Genomic DNA, 16,207 nt, shown 5'->3' on the forward strand with positions numbered 1-16,207 from the left:
GAGACTTGGAGGATGCCCTCCACGCTGCCCGAAGGGGACCCCGTACCCGTCGACGGATCACTGCCCGGCTCGGCGCTCGCCGGTCTGGGCGGTCGGCCGTTCGGCTTCTACGTCCACGTCCCGTTCTGCGTTACGCGCTGCGGCTACTGCGACTTCAACACCTACACGGCTTCGGAGCTCGGGCCGGGGGCGTCACGCGAGTCGTACGCGGACACGGTCATCGGGGAGATACGGCTGGCCAGACGCGTCCTGGGGGATGCGGACCTGCCCGTCGAGACGGTCTTCGTGGGCGGGGGGACGCCGACGCTGCTGCCGCCGGGGGACCTCGGGCGCATCCTCGCCGCGATCGACGCCGAGTTCGGGCTGGCCGAGGGGGCGGAGGTCACCACCGAGGCCAATCCGGAGACCGTCGACCGGGCGTACCTGGACGGGCTGCTCGCGGGCGGGTTCACCCGGATCTCCTACGGGATGCAGAGCGCGCGTGAGCACGTGCTCGCGGCGCTGGACCGGACGCACACGCCCGCGCGGGTGCCGTGGGTGGTCGAGCAGGCGCGCGCCGCCGGGTTCGGGCACGTCAACCTCGACCTGATCTACGGGACCCCCGGGGAGTCAGACGACGACTGGAGGGCGTCCCTTGAGGCGGCGTTGGAGGCGGGTCCCGACCACGTCTCGGCGTATGCGTTGATCGTCGAGGACGGCACGAAGCTGGCCGCGCAGGTGCGGCGCGGGGTGCTGGCCGAGCCGGACGACGACGCCATGGCCGACCGCTACCTGATGGCCGACGACCTCCTCGGCAAGGCCGGGATGCGGTGGTACGAGCTGTCGAACTGGGCGCTGCCCGGGGGCGAGTGCGCGCACAACGTCCTGTACTGGAAGGGCGCGGACTGGTGGGGGGCGGGGCCCGGCGCGCACAGCCATGTCGGGGGGACGCGGTGGTGGAACGTCAAGCATCCGGCGGCTTACGCGTCACGGCTCGCCGAGGGGCGCACGCCCGCGCACGCCCGAGAGATCCTTGACGAAGAGACCCGCAAGGTCGAGCGGATTCTTCTGGAGATCAGGCTGCGTGAGGGCTGCCCGCTCGATCTGCTCGACGCCTCGGGCGTCGCGGAGCAGGAGGCTAGGGGCCTGCTTGAGGTCGTTGACGGCAGGGCCGTACTGACGCTCAAGGGCCGCCTGCTGGCTGACGCCGTCGTACGCGACCTCACCTAGCGGCGCGCTGCCGGTCCTTCAGGATCGGCCAGGCGAAGATCTTCGGCAGCCTGTGCCACGCGCCGTGGTTGACCTTGGTGGCGCTGTGCACGACGAGGCCGAGCGAGAGCACGACCCATCCGGCGGCCACCCACTGGGCCCCAGGGATCCACTGGCTGAGCACCAGCGCGACGCCGACGCCGATACCGGTGGTGAGGGCGAGGTTGAGCGCCTGGCGGCCGTGGTGGCGCGCGTAAGCCGAGCGGCGCTTCTTGGTGAGGTAGATGTACAGCGGCGGCAGCGCCCACAGGACGAACTGGCCGATGTAGGCGGTGAGCGCCCACTGGCGCTCGTCCGGGGTGGTGGGCCCGCCCTCGTAGCCCGCGGCGAAGCCCTCGGGCAGGCGGACGGTCGGGGTGGGCTGGGGACGGCTGCGACGTGCCATGGGCGTCATTCCTCGGGAGCGGTGACGAAGTCAATCAACTCTTCGACGCGCCCGAGCAGCTCAGGTTCCAGATCGGCATAAGTCCGCACCGATCCCAAAATCCTGCGCCAGGCGGCACGGGTGTCACCGGGCCACCCCAGACGGGCGCAAACCCCTTCCTTCCAGTCGAATCCCTTGGGGACCTCGGGCCAAGCCCTGATCCCCAGGGCGGCCGGCTTCACGGCCTGCCAGACGTCGATGAAGGGGTGCCCGCACACCAGGACGTGCGGGTCGGCGATCCGGGCGGCGATGCGCGACTCCTTGGAGCCGGGGACGAGATGGTCGACGAGGACGCCGAGCCTGCGCCCGGGGCCCGGCTCGAACTCCGCGACGATCAGGGGAAGGTCGTCGATCCCCTCGAGGAACTCGACCGCGACGCCCTCGATCCGCAGGTCGTGGCCCCAGATCTTCTCCACGAGCTCCGCGTCGTGCACGCCCTCGACGTAGATCCGGCTCTCCCGCGCCACCCGCGCCCGGTGGCCCTGGACGGCGATCGAGCCCGACGCGGAGCGGGCCGGACCCGTCTGACGGGGGACGGGACGCACGAGCGTGACGGGTCTGCCGTCGAGCAGGAACCCCGCGGGGTCGAGGGGGAAGACGCGGCGCTTGCCGAAGCGGTCTTCGAGGGTGACCTCGTCCTTGCCGCACGCGACGACCGCGCCGCAGAACCCGCTGTCGGGGTCCTCCACGACGAGGTCGCGCTCGGCGGGCACCTCGGGGATCATGCCCTTGCGGGGCAGCCGCCAGTTCCCGGCCAGGACGTCGTCGCCATAGTCCTTGCTGCGCACGCCCACGACCCTAACCCGCGCCGCGCCGGACGCGCATCACCCCTTCGGGCGGGAGAGCTGCGCGTGGCCCCGTCGGACGGCCTGGAGGAGCCGGAGCGGGTCGTAGGGCCAGTCGTGGGCCGTCAGCGCCTGTACGGGGTCGAGGCCCTGGTCGAACGTCTCACGGACGCCGTGGGCGACGGCTGCGACGGCGTCGCGCTGTGCCTTGGCGAAGTCGCGTCCGACGGGACGGCCGTGGCCGGGCACGATCGTCTCGGGGAGGAGTTCGAGCAGGCGGGTCAGGGTGATCGGCCAGTCGAGGGGGTGGCTGTCGCCGCCGTAGGCGGGCGGGCCTGACTCCTCCACGAGGTCGCCGGAGAACAGGACCCCGGAATCCGGCACCTGGACGACGATGTCGTGGCCGGTGTGGCCGCGGCCGAGGTGGTGGAGCTCCACGAGGCGGTCGCCGAGGTCGATCAGGGCGGTGGCCGAGACCGTCTGGGAGGGCGGGGGGACCTGGGTGCCGACGACGTCGCGGGCCCAGTCGGGGTCGTCGGCGGCCATGGTGATCCAGACCTCCCGGCGCAGGTACTCCGCGAGGTCGGGGTGTCCCCAGAACAGGCCGGTGAATGCCCCGTTGCCGAAGCAGTGGTCGAAATGTCCGTGGGTGTTCACCACGGCCACCGGCTCGCCCACACCGAGTTCCCGCAGCTCCTCGCGCAGCTCACAGCCCTCGGCGAGGGACGCCCCCGTGTCGATCAGCACGGTGCCCAGGCGGCCCGTGACGACCCCGACGTTGACCTCGAACCTGCCGTGGCTACGGCGGAAACAGCGGTCGGCGACCTCTTCCCAGGACATGCCCCAGACTCTCGCACATCGACTTCGGGCCGGTGGACCGTACACTTGGCACTCGTAGACTGGGAGTGCCAGGCAGGCCCGCCCGCCCGGCAGCGGGAGCCCGAGCAGGAGGTGAGCGTAGTTGGACGATCGTAAGCTGGCGATCCTGCGCGCCATCGTTGAGGACTACGTCTCCACCAACGAGCCGGTGGGCTCCAAGGCGCTCGCCGAACGGCACGCGTTGGGCGTCTCCCCGGCGACCGTACGCAACGACATGGCCGTCCTGGAGGAGCAGGGGTACATCACCCAGCCCCACACCAGCGCGGGCCGGATACCGACCGACAAGGGCTACCGGCTGTTCGTCGACCGTCTGTCCACGATCAAGCCGATGTCGTCGGCTGAGCGTCGGGCTATCGAGACGTTCCTTGCGGGGGCTTACGACCTCGATGATGTGGTGTCGCGTACTGTTCGGCTGCTTGCGCAGCTGACGCGTCAGGTGGCCGTGGTGCAGTACCCGTCGCTTGTGCGGTCGTCGGTACGGCATATCGAGCTTGTGCCCATGGCGGCGCGGCGGCTTCTGCTCGTCGTGATCACCGATACGGGACGGGTTGAGCAGCGCATCATCGAGACGGGGTCTGATCTTGCCGAGGATTCCGTCGCGCAGCTGCGGGCGCTGCTCAACACCTGCCTCGACGGACGGTCGTTCGCCGAGGTGCCCCTTGCCGTCGAGGACCTTCCCGAACGCGTCGCGGTCGAGGATCGGCCGATCGCGGCGGCCGTGCTGTCGGTCCTGCTTGAGACCCTTGTCGAACGGAACGAAGAGAAGATCGTCTTCGCGGGGGCGGCCAACCTCGCCCACGTGGACTTCTCCAGGAGCCTCCGGGACGTGCTGGAGGCCCTCGAAGAACAGGTGGTGCTGATGAGGCTGCTGGGGGAGACCGGGGATCCGGCTACCCTGACCGTCAGGATCGGCACCGAGAACCAGATGGAAGGTCTGCGTTCCACCTCCGTGGTCGCCACCGGCTACGGGATGGACGGGCAGGCGCTGGCCCGCCTGGGGGTTCTCGGCCCCACCCGCATGGACTACCCCGGAACGATGGGAGCGGTACGCGCTGTGGCACGTTACGTCGGACAGATTCTGGCGGGCTCGTAGTGCGCGACTATTACGCGATTCTCGGGGTGAGCCGCAACGCCACCCCCGACGAGATCAAGAAGGCATACCGCCGGCTCGCGCGCGAACTCCACCCGGACGTCAACCCTGACGCCGAGAGCCAGGAGAAGTTCAAAGAGGTCACCCAGGCATACGAGGTCCTGTCCGACCCCAAGAAGAAGGAGATGTTCGACCTCGGCGCGGATCCGTTCGCGCCGGGCGGCGGCGCCGGGGGGTTCGGCGGCGGCTTCGGCGCGGGCTTCCCCTTCAGCGACCTCATGGACGCCGTCTTCGGCCAGGCCGGGACACGCGGGCCGCGCTCACGCGCCCGCAGGGGCCGCAACGCCACGCTGCGGGTCGAACTCGACCTCGCCGAGACCGCGTTCGGCACCACCCGCGAGCTGACCATCGACACCGCGACGGTCTGCAAGGTGTGCACCGGCACCGGCGCGGAGGCCGGCACGCATCCCGACACGTGCGACATGTGCCACGGGCGGGGCGAGATCCAGCAGGTGCAGCGGAGCTTCCTCGGCCAGGTCATGACGTCGCGGCCGTGCCCCCAGTGCGGCGGCTACGGCTCGGTCATCCGGACGCCGTGCCGGGAGTGCTCCGGCGAGGGACGGGTGCGGACCCAGCGGACGATCAAGGTCAAGATCCCCGCGGGCGTCGAGCACGGCACGCACATCCAGCTCGCGGGCGAGGGCGAGGTCGGCCCCGGCGGCGGCCCCGCCGGAGACCTGTTCCTTGAGATCGTCGAGCGCCAGCACCCGATCTTCGAGCGCGAGGGCGACGACCTGCACTGCACCGTCCAGATCCCGATGACGGCCGCCGCCCTCGGCAGCACCGTCACCGTCGAGACCCTTGACGGCGCGGAGGAGGTCGACATCCGCCCCGGCACCCAGTCCGGCCAGGTCATCCCCCTGTACGGCAGGGGCGCACGCCACCTCAACGCGAGCGGCCGCGGCGACCTGATGATCCACGTCAACGTCGAGACCCCCACCAAGCTCGACCCCGAACAAGAAGACCTCCTCAAGCAACTGTCCGTCCTGCGCGGCGAGGAACGCCCCCCCGGCAAGTTCGCCCCCGGCCAACAGGGCTTCTTCTCCCGCCTCCGCGACGCCTTCCACACCTGAAGAGACGACATAACCGACGCCTACCACGACGGCTACACCAACCCCTAACACCCGCGGCCGGGCCCAACGGGCCCGGCCGCGCCCGTTCCCGGCTCAGAACTCGTCGAGGCCGCCCACCTGGCCGATGGGGAAGATGTGGCGGGTGGCGGCGCAGATCGTCTCGAGGACGTGGACGGGCGTGCCCTCGGTGGAGTAGGAGGCGCGCAGCACCTGAACGACCCACTCGCCCGGGTCCAGCTCGAGGGTGTCGGCCTCGAACCGCGTCGCGGGCCGCGCCGTCAGCGTCTCCTCAGCATGACCGAACCGATACCCGAGCGCCTCAATGGCCGCCTGAAGGGTCGGCTTGACGAACTCGGGCTCGGCGAGGCGGGTCGCGCCGAAGAGGTCGGCGCGGAAGTAGCTTGTGGCGATACGTACCGGGATGTCGTTGGCGAACATCATCTTGCGGCGCGCGATGACGTCGTCGCCGTCGGCCACGTGCAGCGCGGCGGCCACATGCTCGCTCGCCGCCTCAAGCCCGGTGTAGAGCATCTTCCGCCCCGGCCTGAGCCCCTGCCGCTCGGCCTCGGTGAGGAACAACGACACCGACCCGCGCGTCCCGGGATCGGTCGGGAGCGCCCGCTGCACGATCACCTTCGGCCCCTGGCTCACCGGCTGCTCCGGTGCCCTGGCGGCGGGCCCCTTCCGCATCTGCGACACCCGCCCCGGCGTCACCCCGAGCGCCTTGGCGATCTCGTCAAGGCTGTGCCCAGCCTCCCGAGCCTCAGCGATGGCCCCCCGCCGAACCCGCGCCGCCTCCTCCGTCACCCCCTGCTGCTCCGTCATGGCCCGACTCACCGCCCGAGCCCGCTCAATCGGATCCCCAATAGCCGAAATCTCCCGCAAAACCCTCAAATCCACGCCCACTCCCAAGATTGCTTCGCCGAATTTTAGCCCCCCTATTGCGACGGCACGGAGGGTCACCTATGCTCACTGCCAATGACTTTAGGCCCCCTAAAGTGCATCTCGGGGTCCGCTGTGCCGGGCAGCTCACCATGTCTCATCTTGCCTCAGTGCGCCCGTCGATCCAGTACAGAACGGCCCGAGCCGGTGCCGACTCATCGGCTCATGGGTCCTGCCTGAAAGTGAGGGTTTCAACATGCGCGGTGATCGCAAGGGTGAAGAGCAGTTCAGTGCGGGCTCGTCGGAGGGTGTGGGTCTCTGGGAGCGGGTCCGGCGGGAGTTGGGGCAGGGCGAGGGCGCCGTGTTCGGGACGGGGTCGCATGAGGAGTTGCGGTCGGTGCGGGGGTGGGCGCGGCGGGTGTTGGGAGGGGTGGGGGCGGCGGATGAGTGTTTGATGGTGGTGGGGGAGCTTGTGGCGAATGTGGTTGAGCATGGGGGTGGGGGGCGGGTCGCGTTGTGGTTGGGGGTGGTGCCGGGTGGGGTGTTGGGGCTGATGGTGCAGGGGCCTCGGGCGGTGATCTCGGAGGAGGTGGTGCGGTGGTTCGGGGGGATGGCGGTGCGGGAGGGGCGGTGGGGGATGGCGGACGCGGCGGCGGAGAGGGGGAGGGGGTTGGCGATTGTGGCTGAGGTGTGTGTGCGGTGGGAGATGGTTACGGGGGCGGTGGGGCACGGGGTCTGGTGTTGGGAGATTTGTGAGGATGTTGTCGGGTGGCGGGCTCGGGCGCTTGAGGGGGTGCGGGGGAGGAATCCGGGGGTGCTGGTGTGGTTTGGGGAGAGAACCGGGCGGTGGTGGGGGATGGCGGGTGGGGAGCTGTGGGAGGCGGGGTCGGTGGATGGGCTTGAGAGGAAGTTGGGGGAGAGGGGCGGGGGTGGGAGGATGGGGGGGTGAGTGCTTCGGTGTTTGTTGTGGGGGCCGCTGGGTTGGCGGGGGAGAGGGTTGTTGTTGAGGGGAGTGAAGGGCGGCATGCGGCGACGGTGAAGAGGGTGCGGGTGGGGGAGGAGGTGGTGTTGACCGATGGGGAAGGGCTTGTGGTGCGGGGGAACGTGGTGGGGGTGGGACGGGATCGGCTTGAGGTCGAGGTTGTGGAGAGGTGGGTTGAGGGGGAGGTGCTGCCTCGGGTGACCGTGGTGCAGGCGTTGCCCAAGGGGGAGAGGGGGGAGCTTGCGGTTGAGGTGATGACTGAGGCGGGGGTGGATGTGATCGTGCCTTGGGCCGCTAGTCGGTCTATTACGCAGTGGCGGGCTGAGCGGCGGGAGAAGTCGCTCGGGCGGTGGCGGAATGCGGCTCGGGAGGCGGCCAAGCAGGCGCGTCGGGGGCGGTTTCCCGAGGTGGCCGAGTTGGAGAGCACGGGGCAGGTCGTTGCGCGGCTGGGGGCTGCGCCCTTGGCGCTTGTGCTGCATGAGGAGGCCGTTGAGCCGCTGAGCCGGACTGAGCTTGGTGACGTGTCCGAGATCGTGCTCGTCGTCGGGCCAGAGGGGGGGATCAGTCCTGAGGAGCTTGCGCTGTTCGTCGGGGCGGGGGCGCGGCCTGTGCTGCTGGGGCCGACCGTGCTGCGCACGTCCACGGCCGGAGTCGCCGCGGCCTCGGTTCTGATGTCACGTACCGGCCGCTGGTAACGCCCGGACCCCGGCGGGGATTTGGCTGGGTTGGTGCTGTTGCTGGTGGTGGCCTGGCCGCGCTGTGTGGGGGTGTTGGTGTGACTTGTTGTGTGTTCGTGGGTTTGTGTGGGTCCGGGGTTGGGTGGGGCGCGCCCCGGCCAGAACCCGGGTGGCCGGGGCGGCTCCTTGCCCGGAACCGGGGGTCAGGTGGGGGTGGGGGGTGCGGGGGTGGGAGGCGTTGAAGTGGGGTCGGGGGGGTTGGGGGTGGGGGTGGTGGGCGGGTCTGGGGAGGGGGGTGGCGTTGTGGGGGCGGGGGTGGGTGGGGAGGGGTCAGGGGTGGGGGTGGAGGACGGGGGCTGGGTGGGGTGGGGGAGGGGGAGCTGGGAGGGGGGTGGGGTGGGGACGGCGGTGGGGGACGGAGGACAGGGCGGGAGCACAGGGGTGGCGGGGGAGGTGGCCAGGGAGGGGGTGGGAGAGGGGGAGGGCGACGCGGAAGGCGTGCAGGTGGGGGTGGTCGCAGGGGTGGAAGGGTCGGGGGAGGGGGGTGTGGGGACCGCGGACTTGGGTTCCTGGACGGGGACCGGGGCCGGGTCGGGGGCGATGAAGCGGTGGTAGGCGGCGGGCGTCGCGGTGACGGCGACGGTGCCGGTGGCGAACGCGGCGGTGAGGGCGAGCAGGAGGCCCTTCCAGCCGGAGGCCGGCCACGGGAAGGGGCGGCGGTTCGCGGTGCGCTCACGGATGCGGTTCAGCGCGTCGGGGGACGGCATGACCTGGTCCGCCTCGGCGCGCAGGGCGCGGCGGAGGACGTCGGCGTACGGGTCGCCGGGGGTCATGGCTGCTCCAGGACGTTGCGGAGCGCGGCCATGCCGCGCGCCGTGTGACTCTTCACCGCGCCACGGCTGATGCCCATGGCCGCGGCGATCTGGGCTTCGGAAAGGTCGCCGTAGTAGCGCAGCACGAGCGCCTCACGCTGCCGGGGCGGCAGCCCGTGCAGCGCGCGGACGACGGCGTCGCGCTCGAGCTGGATGATCGCCCCGTGCTCGGCGCTCTGCACGTCGGGCAGGCCCTTGGGCGCGTACTTCTCCACGACGGCCCGGTGCCGCAGCACCGACCGCGCGCGGTTGACGACCGACTGCCGCAGGTAGGCAAGGGCCTTGTCCGGGGAGCGCAGCCTGCGCCACGCCCCGTGCATCGCGACGAACGCGTCCTGGACGACCTCCTCGGCGGTGGCCACGTCGCGCACGAGCAGCGCCGCAAGACGGACCAGGGAGCGGTACTCGGCCCCGTACAGGGCGGTGACGGCCTGGTCGGCGTCCCACGCGGCGGCCACTCCGGTGGGTGGGGCCAGGAGGGTCTCGGTCACATCACTGGGACGCCCGCCCTCGTCGTCCGGTTTACCAAACCGCATTCAGCCGTCCAGCCGCATCGGGGGTACGCCGCCAACTGCCACCATAACCAGACGAAGCCCCGCCGTGCCGTGCAAGTGGGGTATCCGCGAGTCGATAGCATGCCCCCCGAACGTGAGGACGGAGGGCTCCGTGGACTGTCTCTTCTGCAAGATCATTTCGGGTGAGGTGCCCGCTCAGGTGCTCCGGGAGACCGAGCGGACGCTCGCCTTCCGCGACATCAACCCGCAGGCGCCGGTGCATGTGCTGGTGATCCCCAAGGTGCATGTGCCGAACTTCGCGGCCTTGGCCGAGCACCCTGAGACCCTGGCGGAGCTGGCGGCTGAGGCCGCGGAGGTCGCCAAGGCCGAGGGCGTCGCCGAGTCGGGGTACCGGGTGGTGTTCAACACCGGTACCGGCGCGGGTCAGACGGTGTTCCACGCGCACGCGCACGTGCTCGGCGGACGGGGGCTGAACTGGCCGCCCGGATAGCCGGATGACCAGGGTGAACGCGGCCTACCCCGGGGAAATGGACGCGCGCCGGGCGGCCCCCGGTCGGTACCATGGTCGGCAAGACCGGAAACCACGCAGCAGAGGGGTTCAGTGGCCGCCCGCGGCCGGCAGATGACCGAATCAAAGAGTTCCCGCGGCGGCTCGGCCGCCAGGAGCGGGACCCGCGCCCAGATGAAGATCGTCGTCCCCGACGACCTGCCGATGGTGGCGCTGCTCGGCTCGGGCGACGAACTGCTCGCGGCCGTGGAGAAGGCGTTCGACAGCGACATCCACGTGCGCGGCAACGAGATCACCGTGACCGGCGGCTCCGAGCCCGAGCTCGTGGCCGAACTGTTCGCCTCGCTGGTGGAGCTGCTCGGCAAGGGCACCGTGCTGACGCCCGACGTGGTGCAGCGCAGCGTGGCGATGCTGCGGCACTCGGGCCGCCCGGCCGACGTGCTGAGCCACGACATCCTTTCCTCGCGCGGCCGGACGATCCGCCCGAAGACCGTCAACCAGAAGCGTTACGTCGACGCGATCGACCAGCACACCGTCGTCTTCGGCATCGGGCCCGCGGGCACCGGCAAGACGTACCTGGCCATGGCCAAGGCGGTGAAGGCGCTTCAGGAGAAGCAGGTCAACCGCATCATCCTGACGCGTCCCGCGGTCGAGGCGGGCGAGCGGCTCGGCTTCCTGCCGGGCACCCTGTACGAGAAGATCGACCCGTACCTGCGCCCGCTTTATGACGCCCTGCACGACATGGTGGATCCCGCGTCGATCCCGCAGCTCATGCAGGCCGGGACCATCGAGGTCGCCCCGCTGGCGTACATGCGCGGCCGCACGCTGAACGACTCCTTCATCATCCTTGACGAGGCGCAGAACACCTCGCCTGAGCAGATGAAGATGTTCCTCACCCGGCTCGGCTTCGGCTCGAAGATCGTGGTGACGGGCGACGTCACCCAGGTCGACCTGCCTTCCGGGCAGCGCAGCGGTCTCGCGGTCGTCCAGGACATCCTGGAGGGCATCGAGGACATCTACTTCTGCCGTCTGTCCAGCGGCGACGTGGTGCGGCACAGGCTGGTCACCGACATCGTCGACGCCTACGCGCGCTTTGACGAGTCCGACCAGCCGCCCGCGGGCCGTGGCCGTAGGGAGCGTGGCCGCCGATGAGCATCGAGGTGCTGAACGAGTCGTCGGCGTCGGCCGACGAGGTCGCTCTTGTCGAGCTCGCCAGGCATGTCCTCGACGCGATGCGCATCCACCCGCAGGCCGAGCTGTCGATCCTGATGGTGGACGAGCCCGCGATGCACGAGCTCAACCAGAAGTGGATGGGCGAGGACAAACCCACCGATGTCCTGGCCTTCCCGATGGACGAGCTGCGTCCCGGCCATCTGTCGGGCGGCAGCGAGGACGGCGTCGCCGACCCCGGCCTGCTCGGCGACGTGGTGCTGTGCCCCGCGGTCGCCGAGCGGCAGGCCAAGACGGCGGGCCACTCCACCCAGGACGAGATGGAGTTGCTGTGCACGCACGGCATCCTGCATCTGCTCGGCTATGACCATGCCGAGCCCGAGGAGCACACCGAGATGTTCGGCCTCCAGGGCAGGCTGCTGGCGAGCTGGCGGGAGTCGCGCTGAACACCCAGCTGTGGATGATCGCCGTCAGTGTGCTGTTGGTGGTCTTCGCGGGGCTGTTCGCGAGTGCGGAGACGGCTCTGTCGCGGGTGTCGCGGGTGCGGGTCGCCGAGCTGGACTCGGCGAAGCTGTCGGCCGTGGTGGCCGATCCCGCCCCTTATGTGAGCCTTCTCCTGCTGTTGCGGACGTCGTGTGAGCTGTCGGCCACGGTGATCGTGGCCGACCTGTGCATCGGCTGGCTTGACGAGACATGGCGCGCCTACGCCGCGGCGGCGCTGGTCATGATCCTGGTGAGCTTCACGCTCGTCGGGGTAGGCCCGCGCACCCTGGCGATCCAGCACGCCGACAAGGTCGCGCTGGCCGGTGCGGTGATCATTCACCCGCTGGCCAGGGTGCTCGGCCCGCTGGTGCGGCTGCTGATCCTGCTCGGCAACGCGCTCACCCCCGGCCGGGGCTTCCGTGAGGGCCCGTTCGCGACCGAGGCCGAGCTGCGCGACCTCGTGGACCTCGCCGAGCAGCGCAGCCTGATCGAGCCCGACGAGCGCGAGATGATCCACTCGGTGTTCGAACTCGGCGACACCGTGGTGCGTGAGGTGATGGTGCCGCGTACCGACATCGTGTTCATCGAGCGGGAGAAGACACTGAGGCAAGTCCTCTCCTTGTCCCTGCGCTCGGGGTTCTCAAGGATTCCGGTGACAGGCGAGAACGAGGACGACGTCGTCGGCGTCGCGTATCTGAAGGACGTCATCCGCCGCCTGCACGAGTCCGGCGACGACGCCTCCGGCGAGCGCGTCTCGACGCTGATGCGCGAGCCCGCCTTCGTGCCGGACTCCAAGCCGATTGACGACCTCCTGCGCGAGATGCAGGCCGAGCACACGCACGTCGCGATCGTCATCGACGAGTACGGCGGCACGGCCGGGCTCGTCACGATCGAGGACATCCTCGAGGAGATCGTCGGGGAGATCGCCGACGAGTACGACAACGAGGCCCCGCGCGTCGAACGGCTGGAGGACGGCTCGATCAGGGTGACCGCGCGGATGGGCGTGGAGGAGTTGGCGGAGCTGACGGGCGCGCCGATCGAGGAGGAGGACGTCGAGACCGTCGGCGGGCTGCTCGCGCACGCGCTCGGCAGGGTCGCGATCGCCGGGTCCACCGCGGAGGTCGCGGGGCTGCGACTGACGGCCGAGAGCCTCGCCGGGCGGCGCAACCGCATCTCGACGGTGCTGGTGGAGCGCCTGCCGGAGCCCGCCGAGGGTTGACGCGCCCGGCCCCCGGGAACGATCCCGCTCGCCGTCGGGAGAGTTTCGGGGGGAATTCCCATGGGTCGGTTCTGGCGTGTCGGCGCGTTTCCCGTCGGGGCGGCGGCCGCCGTGACGTTGGCCGCCGCCGTCGCGGCGATCGCCGCCGGATGCGGCACGAAGACTGCGGCTCCGGCGAGCGCGGCCAAGCCCGTCGCCGCGCTGCTGACAGCCGACGACCTGCCTACGGGGTACCAGCCGGCGGCCGCTCACGAGGTGTTCCGTGGGATCACCCCTGTGGACGCCGACTGCGCGGCCCTGCTTGCGCTCGCCGACGGACGCGGCCTGCGCGCGTCGGCTCCGGCGTCGGTGGCGGTGTTCTACCAGGCGAGCCCGGGCGGCACGGTGGCGCAGCGGGTGGTACGGCTCGGCGACAGGGGCGCGGCCAAGGCCGTCGGGGAGGCGCGTCGGCTCATCGGGGGGTGTCCGGCGATCGAGGCCCCGGCCGGTGAGGGCGTGCTCGCGCTTGAGCGGGTGCACCTTGAGACGCCGAGGCTGAACGCCGCCGACACCGTCGCGGCCGCCTACCGGCAGCGCACGGCCGACGGCGTCAGGCTGAGCTACGAGATCGTCGCGCACCGGGTGGGCGGGGAGCTGCTGCTCGTCGCGGGGCCCGTGCTGCTCGCCGACGGCCAGGCCGGGCCGGTCGCGGGGGCCGCGGAGGCGGCCGCGGCCAAGCTCGAGCAAGCCACTAAGGTGAGCCCGTGAATCCCGAGGACGAGAAGCTCATCAAGCTCGCCCGCGCAACGCGGGCACGTAACGGCGCGGAGGAGGGCGCGGCGGTCCGCGACGAGACCGGACGCACGTACACCGCCTCCACCGTCGCCCTGCCGAGCCTCGCGCTGACCGCGTTGCAGACGGCCGTCGCGATGGCCGTGGCGAGCGGCGCGGAGGGCCTTGAGGCCGCCGTCGTCGTCACGGCGGGCCCGGCCCCCGACGTCGCCGCCGTGCGCGACCTCTCCCAGGACGCGCCGGTCCTGGTGTGCGGCCTCGACGGGGCGGTGCGCGAAACCGTCTGAAACCGCCCTGACCTGGGACGCAAGCCGCGTAAGCAAGTGCCGGGCAATCGTCGGGCAAGAACCCTTCCCCACAGTGGTGACCGCAAGGTGAGAACCGTGGGGAAGGGAAGAAGATGTCACGTCTGCTGTACCGCCTTGGAGGGTCCGCCGCGCGGCGGCCCTGGCGGATGATCGCGCTGTGGCTGCTCGCCGTGGCGATTGCCGCAGGTGCGGCGTCGGCCTTCGGCGGGGCGTTGCAGGACGACTACCGCCTCGCGGGGACCGGCTCGCAGCAGGCCACCGACCTGCTGCGCGAGCGGTTCCCGCTGATGGCCGAGGCCGAGGCGCGGGTCGTCGTCCACGCCGACAAGCCGCTTGACGAGAGCGCCGTCGCGGCGGCCAGGACGCGGCTGGCGGCGCTGCCGCACGTCGCGGGGGTCGAGGGCCCGGTGCCGAGCCCCGACGGCCGCACCGCGCTCCTGACGGTCCGCTACGACCTGCCCGTCACCGATCTGGCGCCCAAGGAGACCCTGACGCTGCTCGAAGAGGCGGCGGAGGTCCCCGGGGCGCGCACCGAGTTCGGCGGGCAGGTGCCGGAGAACGTGTCCGCGCCTTCGGGAAGCGCCGAGGCCGTCGGCATCGGGGCCGCGCTGGTGATCCTGTTCCTGGCGTTCGGCTCGATCGTGGCGGCGGGACTGCCGCTGGCCGTCGCGCTGACCGGGCTCGGCGTGGGCGTCTCGGGGATCACCGTCCTCGCGGGGCTCGTGGACGTCGGGACCACGACGCCGACCCTCGCGATCATGATCGGGCTCGGCGTCGGGATCGACTACGCGCTGTTCGTGCTCACGCGGTTCCGCGAGTACCTGGCCGAAGGGATGCCGGTGCAGGAGGCCGCGGCGTCGGCGAACGCGACGGCCGGCCGGTCCGTGCTGTTCGCGGGCGTGACCGTGCTCGTGGCGCTGTGCGGGCTCGCGTTCTCGGGGCTGCCCGCGTTCGTGACGATGGGGTACGCGACGGGGCTCGTCGTCGCGGCGACCGTCGCGTCGGCGCTGACGCTGCTGCCCGCGCTGCTCGGCCTCGCCGGACGCCGGGTGCTGCGCCGCCGTGAGCGGCGGGGCGAGGCCGTCGCGGTGTCGTCGCCTAAGGTCGCGGCGTGGGCGTCGCGGGTGGGGGCGAAGCCGCTGCCGTGGCTGCTCGCGGCGCTGACCGTGCTGCTGGCGCTCGCCGCGCCGACGCTTGCGCTGCGCAGCTGGCCGAGCGACGCGAGCTCCGAGCCGACCTCGAACACCGTGCGGCAGGCGTACGACCTCGTCGCGGAGGCGTACGGGCCCGGTGCGAACGGTCCGCTGATCGTCGCGCTCGACCTGCGTGACGGCGTGGCCGACCCGGCCGACGTCCGGGCGAGGCTCGCCGCGCTCGACGGGGTCGCCGCGGTGCAGGAGCCCGCGCTGTCCCCGGCCAAGGACGCCGCCGCGATCACCGTCATCCCCGAGTTCGGTCCGCAGGACGAGCGCGTCGAGGCGCTCGTGGACGCGGTCCGCGCGCAGGTCCGTCCGGTGGGCGGCGAGGTGACGGGTCTGACGGCGGTCTACCGGGACGTCAACCAGCGGATCTTCGACAGGCTGCCGATCGTCATCCTTGTGGTGGTCGGTACGTCCTGCCTGCTTCTGCTGCTCGTCTTCCGCTCGATCGCCGTGCCGCTCAAGGCCGCGGTGATGAACCTGCTGTCCATCGGCGCCGCTTACGGCGTCGTGACTGCGCTGTTCCAGTGGGGTTGGGGCGTGGACGTCCTGGGGCTGCCGCACAGCGTCCCGGTGTCGAGCTTCGTACTGCCGCTGATGTTCGCCGCGCTGTTCGGGATCTCGATGGACTACGAGGTGTTCCTGCTGTCCCGGGTGCGGGAGGAATACCGCAGGACGGGTGATCCGCGCGGTTCCGTCGTGTCGGGCCTGGCGGCCACCGGGCGGATCATCACGAGTGCCGCGTTGATCATGATCGCGGTGTTCGGCGGGTTCGTCCTCGACCCCGGCGTGATCATCAAGCAGGTCGGGGTGGGCCTGGCCGTCGCCGTCGCGGTGGACGCGACGCTGGTCAGGCTGGTGCTCGTCCCTGCGGCGATGGCGCTGCTCGGCAGGTGGAACTGGTGGATGCCCGCGCGGCTCGACAGGATTCTGCCCGACCTCGGGGAGCGCGACGACGGCGGCGGCAGCGCGCGCCGCGACCTGGAACTGGTGAGCTGACAGGGCGGAACAGGCTAGAACGGAAACCCCCGTATGCGTACGGGGGTGTCCGTCATGTCGGGC

18 protein-coding genes are annotated in these 16,207 nt (G+C 71.1%); 12 read left to right on the top strand and 6 right to left on the bottom strand.

Going from position 1 to position 16,207, the window contains the following annotated elements:
* The first annotated feature begins 12 nt into the window (after positions 1-12).
* Positions 13-1,209 carry a radical SAM family heme chaperone HemW gene (gene hemW, locus R9X44_RS27185; protein WP_319817134.1) on the top strand — a complete coding sequence of 399 codons (1,197 nt, stop codon included), beginning with the start codon at positions 13-15 and terminating at the stop codon, positions 1,207-1,209.
* Here hemW and R9X44_RS27190 read toward each other — a convergent pair.
* The 3 genes from R9X44_RS27190 to R9X44_RS27200 are packed head-to-tail and all read right to left on the bottom strand — an operon-like array spanning position 1,202 to position 3,297.
* Positions 1,202-1,633 carry a DUF4870 domain-containing protein gene (locus R9X44_RS27190; protein ID WP_319817135.1) on the bottom strand — a complete coding sequence of 144 codons (432 nt, stop codon included), beginning with the start codon at positions 1,631-1,633 and terminating at the stop codon, positions 1,202-1,204. The two genes, hemW and R9X44_RS27190, sit on opposite strands and share 8 nt — an antisense overlap.
* A 5-nt stretch (positions 1,634-1,638) precedes the next feature.
* Positions 1,639-2,460 (bottom strand): DUF3097 domain-containing protein, encoded by an 822-nt coding sequence (locus R9X44_RS27195; RefSeq protein ID WP_319817136.1) that lies wholly within the window; start codon positions 2,458-2,460, stop codon positions 1,639-1,641.
* 36 nt (positions 2,461-2,496) lie between these two features.
* The gene (locus R9X44_RS27200; RefSeq protein ID WP_319817137.1) at positions 2,497-3,297 is read right to left on the bottom strand and encodes an MBL fold metallo-hydrolase; all 801 of its coding nucleotides are present in this window, start codon (positions 3,295-3,297) and stop codon (positions 2,497-2,499) included.
* A 121-nt stretch (positions 3,298-3,418) separates the two neighbouring features.
* Here R9X44_RS27200 and hrcA point away from each other — a divergent pair, with 121 nt between their 5' ends.
* A complete protein-coding gene (gene hrcA, locus R9X44_RS27205) occupies positions 3,419-4,429 on the top strand; it encodes a heat-inducible transcriptional repressor HrcA (protein ID WP_319817138.1) in 1,011 nt (336 codons plus the stop codon).
* A complete protein-coding gene (dnaJ, locus tag R9X44_RS27210) occupies positions 4,429-5,559 on the top strand; it encodes a molecular chaperone DnaJ (protein WP_319817139.1) in 1,131 nt (376 codons plus the stop codon). The genes hrcA and dnaJ overlap by 1 nt, the downstream gene beginning before the upstream one ends.
* 93 nt (positions 5,560-5,652) lie before the next feature.
* Here dnaJ and R9X44_RS27215 read toward each other — a convergent pair whose 3' ends face one another.
* Positions 5,653-6,384: a UTRA domain-containing protein gene (locus tag R9X44_RS27215; protein ID WP_319817140.1), complete on the bottom strand. Its 732-nt coding sequence runs from the start codon at positions 6,382-6,384 to the stop codon at positions 5,653-5,655.
* Positions 6,385-6,697: 313 nt separating this feature from the next.
* On the opposite strand from R9X44_RS27215, the gene R9X44_RS27220 reads away from it, so the two are divergent.
* Both R9X44_RS27220 and R9X44_RS27225 read left to right on the top strand, forming a co-directional pair.
* Complete coding sequence (locus R9X44_RS27220; RefSeq protein WP_319817141.1) at positions 6,698-7,390, top strand: hypothetical protein; 693 nt, start codon at positions 6,698-6,700, stop codon at positions 7,388-7,390.
* Complete coding sequence (locus tag R9X44_RS27225; protein ID WP_319817142.1) at positions 7,387-8,118, top strand: 16S rRNA (uracil(1498)-N(3))-methyltransferase; 732 nt, start codon at positions 7,387-7,389, stop codon at positions 8,116-8,118. The genes R9X44_RS27220 and R9X44_RS27225 overlap by 4 nt, the downstream gene beginning before the upstream one ends.
* A 185-nt stretch (positions 8,119-8,303) precedes the next feature.
* On the opposite strand, the gene R9X44_RS27230 is transcribed toward R9X44_RS27225, so the two are convergent.
* Positions 8,304-8,933, bottom strand: coding sequence for a hypothetical protein (locus tag R9X44_RS27230; protein WP_319817143.1), 630 nt, complete (start codon positions 8,931-8,933; stop codon positions 8,304-8,306).
* Positions 8,930-9,463, bottom strand: coding sequence for a SigE family RNA polymerase sigma factor (locus tag R9X44_RS27235; protein ID WP_319817187.1), 534 nt, complete (start codon positions 9,461-9,463; stop codon positions 8,930-8,932). The genes R9X44_RS27230 and R9X44_RS27235 overlap by 4 nt, the downstream gene beginning before the upstream one ends.
* Before the next feature lie 175 nt (positions 9,464-9,638).
* Between R9X44_RS27235 and R9X44_RS27240 the strand changes: the two genes are divergently transcribed.
* From R9X44_RS27240 to R9X44_RS27270, 7 genes are all read left to right on the top strand, one after another.
* Positions 9,639-9,977: a histidine triad nucleotide-binding protein gene (locus tag R9X44_RS27240; protein WP_319817144.1), complete on the top strand. Its 339-nt coding sequence runs from the start codon at positions 9,639-9,641 to the stop codon at positions 9,975-9,977.
* Between the two features lie 132 nt (positions 9,978-10,109).
* Complete coding sequence (locus tag R9X44_RS27245) at positions 10,110-11,147, top strand: PhoH family protein (RefSeq protein ID WP_413774991.1); 1,038 nt, start codon at positions 10,110-10,112, stop codon at positions 11,145-11,147.
* On the top strand, positions 11,144-11,611 hold the full coding sequence (gene ybeY / locus R9X44_RS27250) for an rRNA maturation RNase YbeY (protein ID WP_319817146.1): 468 nt from the start codon (positions 11,144-11,146) through the stop codon (positions 11,609-11,611). The genes R9X44_RS27245 and ybeY overlap by 4 nt, the downstream gene beginning before the upstream one ends.
* A 14-nt stretch (positions 11,612-11,625) precedes the next feature.
* Positions 11,626-12,867, top strand: coding sequence for a hemolysin family protein (locus tag R9X44_RS27255; RefSeq protein ID WP_319817147.1), 1,242 nt, complete (start codon positions 11,626-11,628; stop codon positions 12,865-12,867).
* A gap of 60 nt (positions 12,868-12,927) precedes the next feature.
* On the top strand, positions 12,928-13,614 hold the full coding sequence (locus tag R9X44_RS27260; RefSeq protein WP_319817148.1) for a hypothetical protein: 687 nt from the start codon (positions 12,928-12,930) through the stop codon (positions 13,612-13,614).
* Positions 13,611-13,925 (top strand): cytidine deaminase, encoded by a 315-nt coding sequence (locus R9X44_RS27265; protein ID WP_319817149.1) that lies wholly within the window; start codon positions 13,611-13,613, stop codon positions 13,923-13,925. The genes R9X44_RS27260 and R9X44_RS27265 overlap by 4 nt, the downstream gene beginning before the upstream one ends.
* Before the next feature lie 113 nt (positions 13,926-14,038).
* Positions 14,039-16,144 (top strand): MMPL family transporter, encoded by a 2,106-nt coding sequence (locus tag R9X44_RS27270; protein ID WP_319817150.1) that lies wholly within the window; start codon positions 14,039-14,041, stop codon positions 16,142-16,144.
* Positions 16,145-16,207: the final 63 nt, after the last annotated feature.

Source organism: Actinocorallia sp. A-T 12471, assembly GCF_033875155.1.
GTDB lineage: Bacteria > Actinomycetota > Actinomycetes > Streptosporangiales > Streptosporangiaceae > Actinocorallia.